The following is a 17,146-nucleotide window of genomic DNA, read 5'->3' on the forward strand; positions in this document are numbered from 1 at the left end:
CGGCCCTGCGGGAGGGCCCTGCGGGAGGGCCCTGCGGGAGGGCCCTGCGGGAGGGCCCGTTTCAGCCGGCGGGCGGTGCCACCGGGCCCGCCACGTGCCGGCCGCCGATCAGCACCGACCGCAGCGCGCCGCGGTCCTGGAGCACCCTGAGGTCCGCCGCCGGGTCGCGGTCCCACACCACCAGGTCGGCGAGGCGGCCCGGCGCCACCACCCCGGCGTCCCGGCCGCGTCCGGCCAGCTGAGCCCCGTGGGCGCAGGCCCACTTCAGGACGGTCTCCGGCGCGATCCCGGCCCGCTCGACGTACATCACCAGCTCGTCGGCGTAGGTGCCGTGAGGGGTCCACGCGAAGCCGAAGTCGTCGCCCGGCACGATCTTCAGGCCGAGGTCCTCCGCCATCGGCAGGAAGCGCAGGGTGTTCGCGATCTCCTTGTGGAAGTCCAGCGACTCCAGGTAGTCCGGGGCCTTGCCGAACCTCTCGCCCAGGGCGAGCAGCCGGTCGGGCTGGAAGAGGCTCGGCACCACGAACACACCCCGCTCGGCGATCGTCTCCAGCGCCTCGTCGTCGGCGTAGGTGGCGTGGTCGATGACGTCGACACCGGCGGCGAGCGCGTTGCGGATGCCGTCGAGGCCCCGGGAGTGGGCCCGTACCCGGGCTCCGCGTCCGTGGGCGGTCCGCACCACCTGGCTCAGCTCTTCCCGGCTGAAGAGCAGTTCCTCGGAGCGGGCGTTGGGGAAGGTGTCGTCGCCGGAGGAGAAGACCTTGATGATCTCGGCGCCCTCGTCGATCTCCTCCTCGGTGTACTTCACCAGGTCGCCGAGGACGTCCACCACCGGCATCAGCTCGCGCGGCATCCGCTTCCTCAGCTCGGGGCTGCGCCGGTCGGGCGGGCCCGACACCATCAGGTCCCGGCTGCACGGCGTGACGCGCGGGCCGGGGATGACACCGGCCTCGATGGTGTTCTTCAGCGCCATGTCGATCCCGGCCACCGACCCGGCTCCGACGAACGCGGTGTAGCCGCAGGCGAGCAGGTCCGCCGCGTGCCGCGCGGCGTGCAGGGCGACCTCGGGGACCCGGTACTTGAAGAGGGTCTCGCGGCCGTTGGTGACGTTGACGTACGCGATGTGGGTGTGGCCCAGGGTCATGCCCGGCATGACGGTCGCCCCGGCCAGGTCCCAGCGGCGGAAGTCGCCCTCGGAGGGCGCCTCGGCGGCCGGCACGACGGCCTCGACGCGGTCCCCGGCGAGCAGCACGGAGCGGGCGGGCAGCGAGGCGCGGCCCCGGCCCTCCTGGACGGTGACGTCGTGCAGCAGCAGGCGGTCAGCGCTCATGGGGTTCGGTTCCTTCGACGGAGGCGGGAGCGGGCTGGTTCACGACGGCGGGCCCGAAGACCATCCACACCATGGGGACGCCCGGCCGCGAGACCTGGAAGACCAGCCGGTTGGCGACCCGGCCGGGTTCGTTGGTGATGGCCGCGTCCGCCTGGCCCTCGGCGGCCAGCCGGGCGGCGTGCATGGTGGACTCGGCGGGCACCCAGGCGATGTCGTAGTCGCCGCGACCGCCCTCGAGGCCGTCGAGCAGCTCCACCAGCCGCCGGGTCTCGCGCAGGGTGGCCAGCCGTAGGACGCCCTCGCGCAGCCGCGGCCCGCGGGCGGCGATCCCGTAGTCGGGGGTGGACGAGGAGAACGTGGCGTCCAGCCGCAGCCGCGGTGACCAGAAGAACCGGGTGGCGCACTCGGCGGCCCCGGGGACCAGGGCGTACGGGGGACCCGAGGGGGTGCCGACGGCGGCCAGCAGTTCCTCGAAGGAGTCGTACGGCACGGCGTGCACGACCGGGCCGCCGAGATGGGCGAGCCGGTGCGCGAGCCGGCCGAGGGCGACCATGGAGGTGGTGCCGTCCGGGCCGAGGGTGCCGATGCGCAGGTCGCCCGGGCGCAGCAGCGGCGAGTGCGGGATGCGGGCGGGCTCCCAGAGGATGGGAAACGGTGTCTGGTCGGCGGGGCCGTCGGTGGCCCGGGGACGCAGCGCGTATTCGGTCATGCGCCGCGCGCCCTGGACCCGGCGAGCCGGCGGGCGGCGGCCGTCTCGTGATCGACCCCGGTGCGCCGGTCCTGGATCCGCGCGGCCTTCCAGCTGACGAAGGCGCCGGTGGTGGTCACCGGGTCCAGCTCGTCGAGGAACTCCACCCGGCAGCGCACCCCGAGGGTGGCGGCGACGCGCTCCGCGTGACCGCTGCCCGACGCGCGGGCGGGCCCGCCGGGCAGGTCGAGGCGGACGACGAGAAGGTCCTCGCCGGCCGAGTCCCGGTCGATGACCACCTGGTAGCCGAAGGAGTGGTCGATGCCCCGCAGTACGGCCTGCTCGACCTGCCAGGCCTGGAAGCTCCGGCCGCCGAGGACGATCCGGTCGCGGGTGCGGCCGACGACCCGGACGACGGGGCCGCGGATGCCGCAGCCGCAGTCGTTCGCGGAGATCTCGACCAGGTCGCCGGTGCGGTAGCGGATCAGCGGCTTGATGCCGTCGACCAGCATGGTGACGACCAGTTCGCCACTGCCCTCGGAGCCGAGGGACGCGCCGGTGTCCGGGTCGACCAGCTCGGCGATGTAGTTGGGCCGGGCCAGGTGGAGCCGGCCGCGGGCGCAGGCGGAGGCGACGACCAGCGTCTCCTGGGCGCCGTAGAGGGCGTTGTAGGTGCGGGCGTTCCAGGCCTGGTCGATCTGCCGGGCCAGGTCGGGGGTGCACATCTCGCCGGTGACCAGGAAGACCTTGACGGCGAAGTCCCGGCGCGGGTCGAGGCCCTCGGCGTGTGCGGCCTTGGCCAGGGAGAGTGCCACGTTCGGGGTGCAGAACACCACGTCCAGGGCGAGGTCCCGCATCAGCTGCAACGCCTTGGGGAAGCCGATGACCGGGGAGTACGGCCAGATCTTGGCGACGGCCGAGCCCACGTTGCGGGCCACGTCGCCGAGGGTGTCGCCGAGCGAGTGCACCTCGGTGGGGCCCATCACGCCGACCCGCGGGGGCCGGCCGCCGAAGACGTCGGCGAAGATGTTCCGCCAGCTCTCCGTCACATGGGCGTTGGAGGCGATCACCTCGCGCGGGTCACGGGGGCAGGGGGTGGCCGGGCCGGTGGTGCCGGTCGTCTCGTAGTAGAAGCAGGCCTCGTCGAGGTCGCGGCTGAGGATGTCGTGCATGGCCGTACGCAGGTCCTCCTTCGTGGTGAAGGGGAGCCGCGTCAGGTTCTCCAGGGTGAGCCCGTCGGCGTCCACACCGGCCAGACGCCGGCCGTAGAAGGGGGAGCCCTTCCGGGCGAGGGCGACGACCGTGCGCAGCCGCGCCTCGGCCCACGCGCGCCAGGCGTCCTCGTCTAGCTCGCCCGCGGTGTAGCGGTCGTGCAGTGCCAGATAGCGGTCGATGAAGTCCTGGTGCTTCCCGGACGTGGGCAGCCACATGGTTCCCCCAGGTGGTTCGGCGGATGCGGTGGACGAGGTGCCGTGCACCAGGGCGGGCCTGGGTGCGCCCGTACGCGTCCGGGAAGCGGCCATCCGATACTGCGGGCCGCGCCGCCGTGCCCTCAATCAGCCTTAAGAGACACCGGGTTCGCTCTTGGTGGCATCCGGGGGGCGGATGCCGAGGTCACGCGGCCGGGACCCCGCCGTCGTCACCTTTCCGCCGGTCCCCTTCCGTCGTCACCTTCCCGTCGTCACCCTCCCGCCTTCGCCGCGGTCACGAACCGCTTGATCAGCACGGGGTCCTTGACCCCGCGCGAGCGCTCGACGCCGCTGGAGACGTCCACGCCCCAGGGGCGCGGGTCGAGGGACGCGACGGCCTCGGTGACGTTGTCCGGGTCCAGCCCGCCCGCCAGCAGCCATGCCCCGCCGAGGCCGGCGCCGAGGACGGCCGGGTCCCAGCGCTCCCCGGAGCCGGGCCGGGGGGAGTCCACGATGAGCAGGTCCTCGCCGTACGCCCCCGTCCGAAGCGGTGTCCCGGACTGCGGGGAGGTGGCCCGGATCAGCCGGAACCCGTCGGCGCGCAGCGCGGCGAACGCCTCGGGCCGCTCCCCGCCGTGCAGTTGCACGGTGGTCACACCCGCCTCGGCGGCCGCCCGCCGGATCTCCGCGAGCGGCTCCCCGCGGAACACGGCGACCGTGGCGACCCCGTCCGGTACCGCGGCGGCCAGGGCCTTCGCCGCGCCCGGGGCGACCTGCCGGGGGCTGGGGGTCAGGACGAACCCCACCGCGTCGGCACCGGCGTCGACGGCGGCAGCCACATCCTCGGCACGGCTCAGCCCGCACACCTTGACGTACACGATCGTCTCCTTGGGTTCGGGGAGGAGCCTTCGGCCCGCGGTCTCGCGCGTCCGCGCCGGGAGCCGGGGCGCCCTCCGTTTCTCGTACCTTCTCGCGTACCGCTTCTCGTATCACGACCGGTTCGCCGTGCGGGAGCAGAGGAAGACCAGCGCACCGACGGTCAGGCCGGCGGCGGTCACCGCCAGCGCCGCGCGCGGGCCGACGGCGGCCGCGAGCAGCCCGCCGAGCAGTCCGCCGAGCGGGATCACCGCCCAGGTCAGGAACCGGAAGGTGGCGCTGACCCGGCCGATCAGCTCCGGGGGCACGGTGGCCTGGCGCAGGGTGATCGAGTGGATGTTGAAGACGGCGATGCCGAAGCCGTTGAGGACGTAACCGCCGCACAGGAGGACGTAGTCGAGGCTGCCGCCGGTACCGGGCGCCAGCGGCAGCAGCAGCGTCGCGGTCGAGGCCAGCGCCATGCCGAGGACCATGGCGCGCCCCGTCCCCACCCGCCTGCCGAGCGGGCCGGCGCAGAGCGAGCCGGCGAGCGCGCCGATGCTGCCGACCGCGATGACCAGCCCGAGCCCGGCGGGGCCGAGGTGCAGCACGCGCAGTCCGTAGAGCGGGAAGACGACCAGGACGATGTCCCAGAACAGGTTGTACCAGCACGCGTGCAGCGCGATGACGCGGAGCAGTCTGCTGCGCAGCGTCATCCGCAGCCCCGCCGCGATGTCCTTGCGGACGGAGGACCGGCCGCCGGACGGGCGGGCCGGGCGGGTCTCGGGGGTCCGGATCCGCAGCAGGGCGGCGGCCGCGACGAGGTAGCCGAGGCAGTCGAGCAGGATCGCGACGGGCGCGGTGAGCAGCTGGATCAGCGTGCCGCCCAGCCCCTGTCCTGCGGTCTCCGCGACCGAACGGCTGCCCTGGAGCTTGCTGTTGCCCTCGACCAGTTGCTCCCGGGTCACCAGGGACGGCAGATACGCCTGGTAGGCCACGTCGAACAGCGCGGTGAGCACGCCGGTGGCGAAGGCCACGGCGCACAGCGCCCAGATGTCGAGTCCGCCCAGCCAGGCGAGCAGCGGCACCGCGGTGAGGATGGCGGCCCGGCCCAGGTTGGCCGTGATGAGCAGGGGGCGCCGGCGCACCCGGTCGGCGAGCACCCCCGCGAACAGGGTGACGCAGAGCACGGGCAGGTACTGGGCGCTGTTCAGCAGCCCCAGCTGGGCGGGGCCCGCGTCGAGGAGCACGATCGCGGTGACCGGGAGGGCGAGTTCGGTGATCCGGGAGCCGAGGAGGGCGACCGTCTGGCCGGCCCAGAGCCTGCGGAAGTCGCGGTGGTGCCAGAGTCCGGCCGCCGGTCCGGAGGCGTCGGCCGGGGAGTCGAGGAGCTCAGTGGCGGCCATCCCGGGCCTCCCTCGCGGGCAGTCCGGCGGCCTCCGGTACGGCGGTCTCCCGTACGGCGGCCTTTGTTACGGCCGTCTTCTCCCGTACGGCGCTCCCCGGTACGGCAGTCCCCCGTACGGCGGTCGGCGTGCTCCCGGCCGATCCCGCGTTCCGCCGTGCTTCCTCCTCGCCCGGTTCCGCGCCGAGCGGGTGCCAGTCGAGCCGGTACGCCGCGAGCGTCCGCTCGATCGCGGAGGCGACGGCGGCCGCGTCCGCCGCCGCGTAACGGAAGGTGCCGGCGGTGTGCACGGCGCCACCGTGGCCGCTGAGCACCGTGCCGGGCGCGGGCAGTGTCTCGGCGTACAGCCCGGGGACGTCGTCCACGAGCGTGGTCACCGCGTCCACGACGGCCGGCCGCACCGGCGGCTCGGGCATCATCAGGTAGCCGGCGACCGGCCCGTCCAGGTCCATCGGCGGGACCCGCACCTCCTCGCCGAGCTGGACCTGGGCGGAGAGCGCCACCAGGTCGACCCCGTAGACCTCGTCCCAGACGAAGCGGACCTGGCCGCCGCCGGCCCGCGCCCCGATCTCCAGGAACACCAGGTCGTCGTCGGGGGTGCGGAACACCTCCAGGTGGAACACGTCGTCGGTGAGGTCGAGGGCGGCGCAGACCCGTTCGGCGAACGCGGTCACCCGCTCCTCGAAGTCCCGGTCGTCGTTGGCGATCGAGCTGAAGGCGGTGCCGGTGGCGAAGTCCAGGCAGCTGGCGCCGCAGCGCCAGGACCGGGAGGTGAGCAGGCGCCCGCCACGGACCACCCCGTCGACCTGGTAGAGCACGCCGTCGACGAACTCCTCGCACTGCGCGTCGGCCAGGTCGGCGCCGTCCAGCAGATCCCGGAGCCGGTCCGCACCGGCGACCACGTGCACCCCCTGGCTGTCGGCGCCGGCGCGGGGCTTGAGCACGAACGGATAGCCGTGCAGCTCGGCGAAGTCCCGCACGGCGGCGGCGGTCGGGGTGGCCCGGTGGGCGGGCACCCGCAGACCGGCCGCGGCGACCTTGCCCTTCATCACCACCTTGTCGCGGACGGCGGCGACCTCCGCGGGACCGCGCCCCGGGACGCCGTGGCGTCGGCGGATCTCGCCCGCCAGCTCCAGGTCGAACTCGGAGAGCGCGAGGACGTGGGTGAACGGGCCGTGCCGTGCGACGAGTTCCGCCACCTGGGCCAGGGCCGCGCGGGTGTCGAGGAGGTCGGGCAGCACCCGGATCTCCTCGGCCCGCTCCTCGTCGAGCGGCGCCCGGCCGTCGGGAGTGGTGAGGTAGGCGACGCGGTCGCGGGCGTGGTCGACATAGCGGTGGTACGCGGCGAAGCCGTTGGTCCAGCGGTTGATGATCAGTACGTGGCGGTTCATCGTGTTCTCCGGTTGGTGGTGGGGACCGCGAGCCGGCCCTGGACGGCCGGGCACGGGCTCCGGCGCCGGGGACCGGACGTCAACGGAAGGTGACGGCGCTCTCGGCGCGCCGCAGCACATCCGCCGTCTCCTCGTAGGTGGCGCCCTCGGCGAGCACGTAGCCGAGCCGGCCCGCCGAGCTGCCGGGGTCGGGCAGCGCGCTGCCCGGCGGCAGGAGCACGCCGATCTCCCGCACCCGCGGGTCGGACTCGAGCGACGGGGCGACCCGGAACTCGTGGTAGCGCCGGAGACCGGGCCGCAGGAAGTAGCGGATGCCGGCCCGGGCGCCGGTCCGCGGCGCGGCGGGCGCCGGACCGGGCAGCCCCAGATAGCAGCGCAGCATGATCTCGTACAGGTCGTGGCCGCAGGCCATCCGCAGCAGGTCGGGGATGCGGTCGCCGGGCAGCCGGGCGGCGACCTCCATCAGCAGCGGGCCGCGCCCAGACATCCGCAGCTCGGCGTGGAACGGGCCGGTGCGCAGCGCCACGGCGCGCAGGACGCCGGTGACGTACCGCTCGATCTCCCCTGCCGTCCCGGGCTCCAGCAGGGCCGGCACGATGTGCCCGACCTCGACGAAGTGCGGTTCGGCGCCCAGGAGTTTCTCGGTGATGCCGAGCACGTGCACCCGGCCGTCCTCGACGTACCCCTCGACGCTGTACTCCGCGCCCTCGACGTACTCCTCGACCAGCACCAGGCCGGTGCCCGGGACGCCGAACCGGTCACCACAGCGCAGGGCCTCGCGGAACGCGAGCCGTGCCTCGCGCGGTGAGGCCACGCGGCGAACGGCGAGGCTCCCCGACTGGTCGACCGGCTTGACCACGCAGACCGGCCCGAGCTCCGCGCAGGCGGCGGCCGCGGAGCGTTCGCAGGAGACGGTGCGGTAGCGGGGCTGGTCGAGACCGGAGGCCTCGACCGCCCGGCGCATCCGGTGCTTGTGGCGCAGCGGTGTGACGCCGGCCGGGTCGATGCCGGGCAGGCCGAGCGTGGCGGCGGCGTGGGCGGCGAGCGGGACGAAGTGCTCGAAACCCGGCAGGACCGCCCGCAGCGGGGTCTCGGCGTGCAGGGCGCGGATCCGCCGGAGCGCCTCGGCCTGGTCCGCGGTGTCGCAGGTGATCACGCGGTCGGCCTTGGCGAGGGAACCGTCCTGGTCGGCGGTCGCGGTCATGACCAGGACGGTGTGGCCGAGTTCGTGGGCCCGGGTCACCAGCTCCAGGCCGGAGGAGTGGGGTTCGATGATCAGGACGGTGCTCATGCCGCCCTGCCTTCGCCACTGTGGGGGAGGGGCGAGGCCGCGGCTCCGGCCATGGTCCCGGCGAGCCGGGCCGGCGCGGGCCCGCCCCCGGCCCGGCGGAAAGCGGCGGTGCGCGCGACGTCGAGGAGTTCCATGGACTCCAGGTGCAGCGCGAGGTCGCTGCGCGGGGCGGGGCCCTCACCGCGGAAGTGGGCGTAGGCCTGTGCCACGAAGCGGGTCAGCGGGGCGTCCTGGACCACCATGCGGACCGGGCGCCCGGCGATGCGGACCTGTCCGAAGTCGTCGTCGCCGGAGACCGGGTAGTCGGCCACCAGGGTGCCCTCGGTGCCGTGGATGTGCAGGCGGCGGCGGCGTACCGGCGAGGACAGATCCGTGTAGAGGGTGGTCCGCGCACCCGAGAGATGGCGCAACCGGACCTCGGCACCGCCCAGTCGGGTGAGGTGGCCGACCGGCAGCGGCAGGTCCCAGCCACGCGACGCGGTGACCTCCGCGACCGGCCCCGCCAGGTGCAGGGCGAGCAGCAGCTGGTGCGGCAGCTCCACCTCGAAGGCGCTGGCGTGGCCCCGGGTCTGAAGGGACCGGCGGAAGCGCGGCTTGCTCTGCTCCATGTGGTACGCGACCGGCTCGCCGATCGCTCCCGAGGCCACCAGACCCTCGGCGGCCTCGGTGACCCTGCTGGCGGGCCAGACACTCATCGGCAGCACCACGGCGCCCGTGACCTCCGCGAGTTCCACCAGGTGGACGGCCTCGCTCACGGTGTCGGCGATCGGCTTCTCCATGATGAAGTACCGGGCCCCGGCGGACAGCAGCCGCTCCAGGCAGTCGCGATGGGCCGCCGGCGGCACCGCCACGTGGAAGACGGCGTCGGCGGGCCGGTGCCCACCGGCCCGCAGCACCGACAGGGCGGCGGGTATGTCCGGCACCCACTGCCCGTGCGGCACCTCGGCGGGGCGCGGGTCGACGGCGATCACCTCGGGGTGGCCCCCGCTGACGTCCAGCAGTGCGCGGTGATGCAGATCCTGGCCCGCGTGCCCGTATCCGATGATGACGGAAGGGGAATTTTCCTTCATCGATGTCCCGCCCTTCGGTGTCGTATTGAAAAGGAGTCTCCCAACGGGACGAGTCGCGCTGCCATGCCAATTGACGGGACCCGTGGCAGTCCACTTCCGGGCCCGCCGGGACAAAGGGAATCCGGGAGGGGAATACCTCCAAGGGCACATGAGCCTCGCGGAAGTGGCAGTGGCCGGACAGCACGGCCGGCCGTGGTCGTCGCTACCGTGGTCCGGGTATTTCCGCATTCGGTCCCCGCGGAAAGTCGGGGATATTCTGCGAATTCCCGGAAAGGGGAGATGATTGATGATCCTCGAAGGGCGGGCCGCGCTGGTCACCGGTGGCTCCCGCGGCATCGGGCGGGCCATCGCGGTCCGTCTCGCGTCGGAGGGTGCCGCCGTCGCCGTCAACTACCGCTCGCGGCAGGACGAGGCCGAGCGCACGGTCCAGGAGATCACCGACGCCGGAGGGAAGGCGATCGCGCTGCGGGCCGACGTGTCGGACCCCGGGGCGGCCGAGGAGCTGGTGAGGGAGTCGATCGCCGGTCTCGGCGGGCTGCACATCCTGGTCAACAACGCCGGCGTGGCCAAGGACGGCTTCCTCTTCGACCAGGCGCCCGCGGACTGGTGGGAGGTCCTCCAGGTGAACGTCGGCGGTGTGTACCACTGCACCCGCGCCGCGGCCGGGCACTTCATGTCCCAGCGTGACGGCGTCGTCGTCAACATCTCGTCCGTGATGGGCGAGGGCGGCTGGGTCGGGCAGTCCAACTACAGCGCCTCCAAGGGGGCGGTCAACGCCTTCACCCGGGCCGCCGCCATCGAACTGGCCCGCTTCGGGGTGCGGGTCAACGCGGTCCTCGCCGGGTTCACCGCCACCGAACTGATCGGCGGACTGCTGGAGAAGGACGGCGGCCGTGCCCTCAAGCGGCAGTTGCCGCTGCGCGAGTTCGCGACCCCCGAGCAGGTGGCCGGCGCGGTGTCCTTCCTGGCCGGCGCCGACGCGTCGTACATCACCGGCGAGTTGTTGCGCGTGGACGGGGGCTGGGCGGGGCAACTCGGCATGGGGCGGCCGAAGTAGCACGGAAAGAGCGCGGGAAGGCCCCGTGCGACCGGAATTCCGGTCGCACGGGGCCTTTTCGGTACTGGCGGGCGGGAAAATGTGCGAGGCCTTTCCGTTCACGCGGTGCAGGCCTTTTCCGATGGCGTCGTGAAGGACCGTCCCGTGGGCGCCGTACGCGTCGGCCCGTCGCACGGGGGGTCCTCCTCGCCGGGGAACCGTCTGTTCACCCGATCCGCGCCAGTCCACGGGCGTTGCGCCGGCCGGCCCCGCGGGAGACCGCGAGGGGGTCCCAGTCCTCCGTGCGCCGCGGGAGCAGGTCCGGGTCGCCGAGGAGTGCTCCGCCGTGGACCTCCGCGAGGAGCGGGCGGTCGAGGATCCGCGCCGCGCAGGCCATGCCCCCGACGGCGGAGCCGGTGATGCCGGTGCCGTACCGGGTGTTGGTCCCCACCACGTGAAGTCCCTCGATGGTGGTGCGGGTGTCGGGGCGCGAGCCCGCGCCGCCCCAGTGCGCCAGGCCGTAGGGCGTGCCGCCGGTGGCGAGGGTGTAGCGCTCGTGGGTGATGGGGGTGGCCGTCTCCAGGTGCACGATGTGGTCGCGGAACGGGCCGAGCGCCTCCTCGGCCGCGCTCAGCATCGTCTCGGTGAGCTCTGCCTTGCGTGCCACGTAGCCCTCGTTGCGCCGGTACCGCTCGCCGGCCGCCGGGCCCCGGCTCACACCCCAGTAGTCGTACGAGGGCGGGCAGAGCGTCATCACCTGGAAGTTGCTGTGACCCGGTGGGCAGACGGCGCGGGCGTCCGGATCCTTCAGCGAGGCGAAGGAGACGAAGAGGAACGGGAGCGGGCTGATGCGCTCCTCGGCCAGCTGTCGGTAGTAGCCCTCGATGTCGTCGTCCCGGTACCACCACAGGTTGGCGTTGGGCCGGGCGGGCAGTTCCTTGTCGAGGGCGACGTACAGCGTGGCGAGCGGCAGTGCCATCTCCGCCCGCCGGGTCCTGGCCACCACCCGGCGGCCGAAGTGTTCCTCCCCGACCAGGTCGAGGACGGTCCGGGAGTAGTCCGCGTTGGACACCACCAGGGGTGCGTGGTGGGTGTCGCCGTCGGTCGTTCCGACACCGGTGACCGTGCCGTCCTCGACCAGGATGCGGGCCACCCGGCTCTTGGTCCGCAGCTCCCCGCCGTGCGCCTCCAGCGCCTCGACCAGCGCGGCCGCGAGGACCTGGCCGCCGCCCTCCGGGTAGTAGGCGCCCCGCAGGTAGTGGTCGGTGACGGCCGCGTGGGTGGAGACCGTGGCCAGCCGCGGCCCCATCCCGTAGTTGGGCGACTGCGCGGCCAGCACCGTCCGCGCCCGCGGGCTGAGGCCGCAGTGGTCGAAGAGCTCGGTGAGGGTACGGCGGCCCCACTCGGCGGTGACCGGTGTCCGGGCGAGCAGGTCGGCCAGCGACGGTTCGCCGTCCGTGAGCATCATCGAGCGGGTCTCCGCGCCGACGGCGGCGCAGATCCTGGTGAACAGGGCGATGCCCTCGCTCTCCCCGGGGAACGCCTCGTGCAGACGCCGGGTGTACGCCGGCCATCCCACCGGCACGTCCACCGTGAGGCCGGGGACCACGATCCGGTCGAAGCCCTCCGGGTCCATCTCCCGGTAGCCGACCCGTCCGTCGAGCCCCAGCCCGGAGAAGATCGTCGGCAGCACCCCGCCGGGCCCGCAGTCGCCCAGGTAGTGGACGCCCACGTCGAACTCGTAGGCCCGGCGGCGGCGGAAGACGTGGCTGTTGCCGCCCGCCACGTCGTGCTGTTCCAGTACCAGGACGCGGCGCCCGCTCACGGCCAGGTACGCCGCGCACACCAGGCCGCCCATGCCGCTGCCGACGACGATGGCGTCCCACTTGTCCTGCTTCATCATGCAGCTCAACCGTTCTGTCGTGGCGGGCGCTTCCGCGGCCCACCGCTGCTTCTCGGCCCTGCGGCTTCCGGCTTCCCGGCCCCGGGTCCCGGGCTTCTCGGCCCCGCGCGCTCAGCCCCGCTCGCGGACGACCAGCGCGCCGGCGTTGCCGTCGTGGCCGACCGAGGTGACCAGGCCGGTACGCGGGGCGCCGGCGGGTGTGCGCCGCCAGTGGGCGAGCAGCGCGGCGAGCTGCAGGGCACCGCTGGCGCTGTACGTCTCGCCCAGCACCTCGCTGACCCGCACCTGTTCCGGCGTACGGCCCCCCAGGGCCAGCCGTACCGCGCGCTCCTCCAGCCGGTCGAGCCCGATGTGGCCGGTGGCGCTCAGGGACACCGTGACCGGCTCCTCGGGCCGGACCCCGCTGCGTTCGAGGGCGCGGGTGACGGTGGTGGCCAGGGCGTCCGTCAGACCCCGCCGGCCGGGCGGACGCCGCCTGGTACCGGCCCAGCCGTGGTAGCCGACCTCGCAGGCCAGCAGCTCCGCGAGGGGCGGCCGGTCGGGGGACTCCTCGGCCTCCACGACGAAGACGGCGCTGCCCTCGCCGACCGGGGCGCCGGCCCGCAGGGTTCCGGCGTGGTGCCAGGCCCAGGCGGCCGGGGCGCTGAGCTCCTCGGCGCCGCCGACCAGGAGGCTCTCGGCGCGTCCCGCCGCCATGGCCAGCCGGGCGTGCCGGAAGGCGTAGAGGCTGGCGCTGCGGCCGCCGGCCACGGTGGCGTTGAGGCCCTTCAGCCCGTGCCGGATGGCCATCTGGCCGGCGCTGCAGTTCATCACGCTGCCGGCGAACTTGCCGGGGTTGATGAGGTAGGGCTTCTCCAGGGTGAGCGTGTCGTACAGCAGGTCGGAGTAGCCCGCGATGCTGCCGGTGTTGGTGGCCAGCACCACGCCGGTCCGGTCCGGTGCCGAGGCGCCGACGACGGCACCGGCCGCCTCCAGTGCCTGCTTGCAGGCGACCAGACTGAGGCCGGCGAGCCGGTCCAGGTTCTTGGTGCCCTTGCGGCCGAGGTGGTCGGCGACGGCGAAGCCGGCGACGGGGCGGACCGGCCGCGGCGGGTAGGCCGCGTCCGGCTCGCCGGCGCCGGTGGGCGCGCTGTGCGGGTCCGGCGCGGCGGCCAGGGGGGTGAGCCCGTAGCCCGCGCTGGACACCACTCCGACGCCGACCAGCGGCAAGGGCTGCACGGGCGCGGCCGTGGTCACGTGTACCTCCCGAGGATGGTGATGACGTTGTTGCCGCCGAAGGCGAAGCCGTGGTTCTGGACGATCTCCAGCCGGGCCGCCCGGCCCTGTCCCGGAACACAGTCCACGCCGGGGCCCAGCTCCGGATCGGTCTCGACCAGGTTGGCGGTGGGCGGAAGGAAGTCCTGCTCCAGCGCGGTACAGCAGGCGATGGCGCCGAAGCCGCTGGCCGCGCCCATGGTGTGGCCGAGCATCGACTTGATCGAGCTGATCGGGGGCAGCCGGTCCCCGAAGACCTGGCGGACGGCCCGTACCTCGGTGGCGTCGTTGGTCGGCGTGCCGGTTCCGTGGGCGCAGATGTAGTCGATCTGCTCCGGCCGGACGCCGGCGTTGCGGTGCGCGGCCTCGATGCAGGCCGCGATGCTGGTGGCCTCCGGGTGCACCATGTGGGAGGCGTCGCAGTTGGCGGCGTAACCGAGGACCTCGGCGTAGACGCGGGCGCCGCGGGCCAGCGCGTGGTCGAGCGGCTCCAGCAGCAGCGAGGCGCCGCCCTCGCCGGTGATGATGCCGGACCGGCCGGCGTCGAACGGCTGGGGCAGCTCCGCGGCCATGGCACCCAGGGCGTAGAAACCGGCGTGGGTCAGCCGGTTCACCGAGTCGGCGCCGCCGGCCAGCATCAGGTCGGCCTCGCCGAAGCGCACCATGTCGAAGGCGTATCCGAGCGCGTAGTTGCTGGCCGAGCAGGCGGTCGGGATGGTCTGGGCGTCGCCGCGGAGGCCGAGTTCGGCGTTGACGGCGGCGGCGATCTGGCCGGCCGGCAGCTGGCCGATCAGCCGTGGTTCGAGGCCCTTCAGCCCCTGGGTGACCCACTGGCCGCCCAGGCTCTGCGCGACCGCGGACTCACCGCTGGTGGTGCCCATGATGGAACCGGCCCGGACGGTGGCGAGGAGATCCGGGTCCAGGTCCGCGTCCTGGACCGCCAGCCGGGAGGCGGCGGCCGCGAGGAGGGCGCTGCGGCCCCACCGGGCGGGGTCGAGGTGGTGCAGCAGGGCGTCCGGGTCGAAGTCGTCGACCTCGGCGGTCTTGCGGCTGGGGAAGGGCGTGGCGTCGAAGCTGCGGGCCGGCCCGATGCCGACCCGGCCGGTCCGGACGGCATCGGCGAACTTGCGCACGCCGATGCCGACCGGACTGACCGCCCCGAGCCCCGTGATGACGACTCGGCGTGCAGCGGTCTCAGGCATGCGCCGCCGCGCATCCCTCGACGGCCGCGAGCAGCAGCCGGAGGTTGGTCAGGGCCTCCAGCTCCTCCTTGGGCAGGACGAAGCCGAGCTCCTTCTCTATTCGGGAGACGACGGTTATCAGGGTGAGCGAGTCGCTGTCGTAGTCCTCGATGAAGTGGCCGTCCTCGGTCAGCTCACCCTCCTCGAGCTCCAGCTCCTCGTTGACGATGTCGATCACCTTGCTACGGAGTCCGGCGTCCAACTCCACACTCTGCACGGTCATGAGAGGTCCTTTCGGTCGCGTCGGCGTGGTGGGTGTTCGGTGGCGGTGGATCTGGTCCGCGGCGCGGGTCTCAGCCCGCGACCGGGACGCGGGTCGGCGGGACGGGGGTGAAGGCGCCTATCTGGGCCAGCAGCAGGAGGTCCTGGCGGAAGCCCCAGTGCTCCACGACCTTGCCGTTCTCGATGCGGTAAATGTGGGTCTGCTCGACGTCCACGTCGCGCCCGGTGGGGGCGATGCCGAGGAAGTCGCCGGTGTGCTTCCCGGTGAAGCGCAGGCGCAGCACGGCGCGGTCGCCCTCGGAGAAGCTGTCCAGGTGCTCCCAGGTCGCGCCGGCGAACGCGCTGTGCACCCAGCGGGCGGTGCCCAGGTAGCCGAGCGGGCCGCCCGGGACACCGGGCTGGGCCTCGTGGTCGACGAACTCGGGGGCGACGTGCCGGAGGGCGGCCTCCTCGTTCAGGTCGTTGAAGATCAGGCCCATGTTCATGGAGAGTTCGAGCGCTTCGCTGGACATCCGGTGCTCCTTCTCGATGGTCGCGGACACGGGTGACCCCGGGTCCGGGTACGTGGGTGTGCGGTGCGCCGCGGCGGGGCGCGGTGCCGTGGGGTGGGATGCGGAGCGGCGCGGTGGGGCGCGTGGCCGCCCGCACGGTGCAGGGCCCGGGATCAGTGCCCGGCGCCCAGGCCGCCGGTGACGGGGATGACTCCGGCGGTCACGTAGGAGGCGTCGTCGGCGGCCAGGAAGCGGACGGCGGCGGCGACCTCCTCGGGGGTGCCGGTGCGGGCCAGAGCGGTCCTGGCCAGTGCCGCCTGCCGGCGGACGTCGGTGACGTGCTCGACCATGTCGGTCTCGATCATGCCGGGGGCCACCACGTTGGCGGTGATGTTGCGCCGGCCGACCTCGATGGCGAGGGACCGGGCGAAGCCGATCAGCGCCGCCTTGGCCGAGGCGTAGTTGGTCTGCCCGGGGGCGCCGGACATGCTGTTGATCGAGGACATGTAGATCAGCCGGCCCCAGCGGGCCTTGATCATGGCGGGCAGGACCTGCCGGGTGAGCGCGACGGCGGCCTCGAAGTTGGTCGTCATCACGGCCCGGAAGTCCTCCTCCGGCATGCCGATCAGCAACTGGTCCCGGGTGATGCCCGCGTTGGAGACCAGGATCTCCACGGCCCCCTGCTGGACGGTCACCTCCTCGACCGCGGCCTTGAGCTGGGCCGTGTCGGTGACGTCGCAGCGGACGGCGTGGAAGCCGGCGGGCGGTTCACCGGTGCGGTAGGTGATGGCGACCTTGTTGCCCTCGGCCGCCAGGGCCCGGGCGGAGGCGAGTCCGATGCCCCGGTTTCCGCCGGTGACGAGCACGGAGCGGCTCATGTGCGCTTCCTCCAGGTGTCGTGGCTCATACGGTGCCGTCCAGGAGCGTGGCGAGCCGGTCTCCCGCGCTCTCGGCATCGGTGAAGAGCACCGCCTGCCAGCCGGCCGCCTCGGCGCCGGCGCAGTTGTGGGCCAGGTCGTCCACGAGCACGCAGTGCTCCGGGGGGACGCCCGCCCTGCGGGCGGCGAGGTCGAACATGCCGGGCGACGGTTTGCGGTGCCCCACCTCGAACGAGAGGAGGACGTCGTCGAAGAGTGCGGCCGGCTCGACCATGCGCCGCCAGTGCCGGTCCCAGGCGGGCACCATGTTGGAGAGCATCCCGACGAACGCCCCCCGGTCGCGCGCCTTGTTCAGGTGGGCCTGCCAGGCGTGGTTGGTCTCCCGCCCGTCGAACCAGATGTCGGCCATCGTGGTGAGGTGGAGCGTGACGCCGTGATCGGCCTGGAGGACGTCGCCGATCTCGCGCAGCCACTCCTCCTCGGTGACCACGGGGGTGTCGATCGGCTCCATGATGTCCTCGGTGCCGTACCGGGCGGTGACCGTGGCCAGGGCACGGCCGAGGATCTCCGCGTCGACGCCCGTCGTGGCGCAGAACTTCGCCATGGTGTGGCCGAGCGGCGGGGTGAGGACGCCTCCGAAGTCCGTCCAGACGGCCGGCCTCGCTGATGTGGTGTCGGTCAT

16 protein-coding genes are annotated in these 17,146 nt (G+C 73.5%); 1 reads left to right on the plus strand and 15 read right to left on the minus strand.

The annotated features are described in order from the left end of the window. Positions 1–61: 61 nt before the first annotated feature. From ACH4NX_RS11700 to ACH4NX_RS11735, 8 genes are all read right to left on the minus strand, one after another. On the minus strand, positions 62–1,330 hold the full coding sequence (locus tag ACH4NX_RS11700; RefSeq protein WP_351396336.1) for an amidohydrolase family protein: 1,269 nt from the start codon (positions 1,328–1,330) through the stop codon (positions 62–64). After that, positions 1,320–2,039: a hypothetical protein gene (locus tag ACH4NX_RS11705; RefSeq protein WP_351396339.1), complete on the minus strand. Its 720-nt coding sequence runs from the start codon at positions 2,037–2,039 to the stop codon at positions 1,320–1,322. Before ACH4NX_RS11705 ends, ACH4NX_RS11700 begins: the two co-directional genes overlap by 11 nt. After that, positions 2,036–3,448, minus strand: coding sequence for a phenylacetate--CoA ligase family protein (locus ACH4NX_RS11710; protein WP_351396342.1), 1,413 nt, complete (start codon positions 3,446–3,448; stop codon positions 2,036–2,038). The genes ACH4NX_RS11705 and ACH4NX_RS11710 overlap by 4 nt, the downstream gene beginning before the upstream one ends. A gap of 251 nt (positions 3,449–3,699) precedes the next feature. Next, positions 3,700–4,305, minus strand: coding sequence for a phosphoribosylanthranilate isomerase (locus ACH4NX_RS11715; RefSeq protein ID WP_398127865.1), 606 nt, complete (start codon positions 4,303–4,305; stop codon positions 3,700–3,702). A gap of 111 nt (positions 4,306–4,416) precedes the next feature. Then, a complete protein-coding gene (locus ACH4NX_RS11720) occupies positions 4,417–5,688 on the minus strand; it encodes an MFS transporter (protein ID WP_351396347.1) in 1,272 nt (423 codons plus the stop codon). Continuing rightward, complete coding sequence (locus ACH4NX_RS11725; RefSeq protein ID WP_398127864.1) at positions 5,675–7,078, minus strand: acetyl-CoA carboxylase biotin carboxylase subunit family protein; 1,404 nt, start codon at positions 7,076–7,078, stop codon at positions 5,675–5,677. The genes ACH4NX_RS11720 and ACH4NX_RS11725 overlap by 14 nt, the downstream gene beginning before the upstream one ends. 79 nt (positions 7,079–7,157) lie before the next feature. Next, complete coding sequence (locus tag ACH4NX_RS11730) at positions 7,158–8,369, minus strand: ATP-grasp domain-containing protein (protein ID WP_398127863.1); 1,212 nt, start codon at positions 8,367–8,369, stop codon at positions 7,158–7,160. Beyond that, positions 8,366–9,439: a Gfo/Idh/MocA family oxidoreductase gene (locus tag ACH4NX_RS11735; protein WP_398127862.1), complete on the minus strand. Its 1,074-nt coding sequence runs from the start codon at positions 9,437–9,439 to the stop codon at positions 8,366–8,368. The genes ACH4NX_RS11730 and ACH4NX_RS11735 overlap by 4 nt, the downstream gene beginning before the upstream one ends. Positions 9,440–9,725: 286 nt before the next feature. Between ACH4NX_RS11735 and ACH4NX_RS11740 the strand changes: the two genes are divergently transcribed. Next, positions 9,726–10,496 (plus strand): 3-oxoacyl-ACP reductase family protein, encoded by a 771-nt coding sequence (locus tag ACH4NX_RS11740; RefSeq protein ID WP_351396359.1) that lies wholly within the window; start codon positions 9,726–9,728, stop codon positions 10,494–10,496. Positions 10,497–10,701: 205 nt separating this feature from the next. Here ACH4NX_RS11740 and ACH4NX_RS11745 read toward each other — a convergent pair whose 3' ends face one another. The 7 genes from ACH4NX_RS11745 to ACH4NX_RS11775 form a co-directional block, all read right to left on the minus strand. Then, positions 10,702–12,378: a phytoene desaturase family protein gene (locus ACH4NX_RS11745; protein WP_398127861.1), complete on the minus strand. Its 1,677-nt coding sequence runs from the start codon at positions 12,376–12,378 to the stop codon at positions 10,702–10,704. Positions 12,379–12,489: 111 nt separating this feature from the next. Continuing rightward, the gene (locus ACH4NX_RS11750; RefSeq protein WP_351396364.1) at positions 12,490–13,614 is read right to left on the minus strand and encodes a beta-ketoacyl synthase N-terminal-like domain-containing protein; all 1,125 of its coding nucleotides are present in this window, start codon (positions 13,612–13,614) and stop codon (positions 12,490–12,492) included. Beyond that, positions 13,611–14,834, minus strand: a complete 1,224-nt coding sequence (locus ACH4NX_RS11755) for a beta-ketoacyl-[acyl-carrier-protein] synthase family protein (RefSeq protein WP_351396367.1) — start codon at positions 14,832–14,834, stop codon at positions 13,611–13,613. The genes ACH4NX_RS11750 and ACH4NX_RS11755 overlap by 4 nt, the downstream gene beginning before the upstream one ends. Further along, positions 14,827–15,096: an acyl carrier protein gene (locus ACH4NX_RS11760; RefSeq protein WP_351396370.1), complete on the minus strand. Its 270-nt coding sequence runs from the start codon at positions 15,094–15,096 to the stop codon at positions 14,827–14,829. The genes ACH4NX_RS11755 and ACH4NX_RS11760 overlap by 8 nt, the downstream gene beginning before the upstream one ends. 70 nt (positions 15,097–15,166) lie before the next feature. Further along, positions 15,167–15,607, minus strand: coding sequence for an ester cyclase (locus ACH4NX_RS11765; RefSeq protein WP_279559987.1), 441 nt, complete (start codon positions 15,605–15,607; stop codon positions 15,167–15,169). Between the two features lie 152 nt (positions 15,608–15,759). Continuing rightward, positions 15,760–16,464 (minus strand): SDR family oxidoreductase, encoded by a 705-nt coding sequence (locus ACH4NX_RS11770; protein ID WP_351396374.1) that lies wholly within the window; start codon positions 16,462–16,464, stop codon positions 15,760–15,762. Positions 16,465–16,489: 25 nt separating this feature from the next. Next, positions 16,490–17,146 (minus strand): HAD family hydrolase, encoded by a 657-nt coding sequence (locus ACH4NX_RS11775; protein WP_398127860.1) that lies wholly within the window; start codon positions 17,144–17,146, stop codon positions 16,490–16,492.

This window comes from Streptomyces sp. NPDC017225 (assembly GCF_044331465.1).
Lineage (GTDB): Bacteria > Actinomycetota > Actinomycetes > Streptomycetales > Streptomycetaceae > Streptomyces.

Coding starts and splice junctions, on each gene's coding strand:
- ACH4NX_RS11775 (WP_398127860.1), bottom strand. CDS start 17,146: ATGACCGACACCACATCAGCGAGGCCGGCCGTCTGGACGGACTTCGGA.
- ACH4NX_RS11710 (WP_351396342.1), bottom strand. CDS start 3,448: ATGTGGCTGCCCACGTCCGGGAAGCACCAGGACTTCATCGACCGCTAT.
- ACH4NX_RS11760 (WP_351396370.1), bottom strand. CDS start 15,096: ATGACCGTGCAGAGTGTGGAGTTGGACGCCGGACTCCGTAGCAAGGTG.
- ACH4NX_RS11765 (WP_279559987.1), bottom strand. CDS start 15,607: ATGTCCAGCGAAGCGCTCGAACTCTCCATGAACATGGGCCTGATCTTC.
- ACH4NX_RS11740 (WP_351396359.1), top strand. CDS start 9,726: ATGATCCTCGAAGGGCGGGCCGCGCTGGTCACCGGTGGCTCCCGCGGC.
- ACH4NX_RS11725 (WP_398127864.1), bottom strand. CDS start 7,078: ATGAACCGCCACGTACTGATCATCAACCGCTGGACCAACGGCTTCGCC.
- ACH4NX_RS11745 (WP_398127861.1), bottom strand. CDS start 12,378: ATGATGAAGCAGGACAAGTGGGACGCCATCGTCGTCGGCAGCGGCATG.
- ACH4NX_RS11735 (WP_398127862.1), bottom strand. CDS start 9,439: ATGAAGGAAAATTCCCCTTCCGTCATCATCGGATACGGGCACGCGGGC.
- ACH4NX_RS11770 (WP_351396374.1), bottom strand. CDS start 16,464: ATGAGCCGCTCCGTGCTCGTCACCGGCGGAAACCGGGGCATCGGACTC.
- ACH4NX_RS11700 (WP_351396336.1), bottom strand. CDS start 1,330: ATGAGCGCTGACCGCCTGCTGCTGCACGACGTCACCGTCCAGGAGGGC.
- ACH4NX_RS11730 (WP_398127863.1), bottom strand. CDS start 8,369: ATGAGCACCGTCCTGATCATCGAACCCCACTCCTCCGGCCTGGAGCTG.
- ACH4NX_RS11705 (WP_351396339.1), bottom strand. CDS start 2,039: ATGACCGAATACGCGCTGCGTCCCCGGGCCACCGACGGCCCCGCCGAC.
- ACH4NX_RS11720 (WP_351396347.1), bottom strand. CDS start 5,688: ATGGCCGCCACTGAGCTCCTCGACTCCCCGGCCGACGCCTCCGGACCG.
- ACH4NX_RS11755 (WP_351396367.1), bottom strand. CDS start 14,834: ATGCCTGAGACCGCTGCACGCCGAGTCGTCATCACGGGGCTCGGGGCG.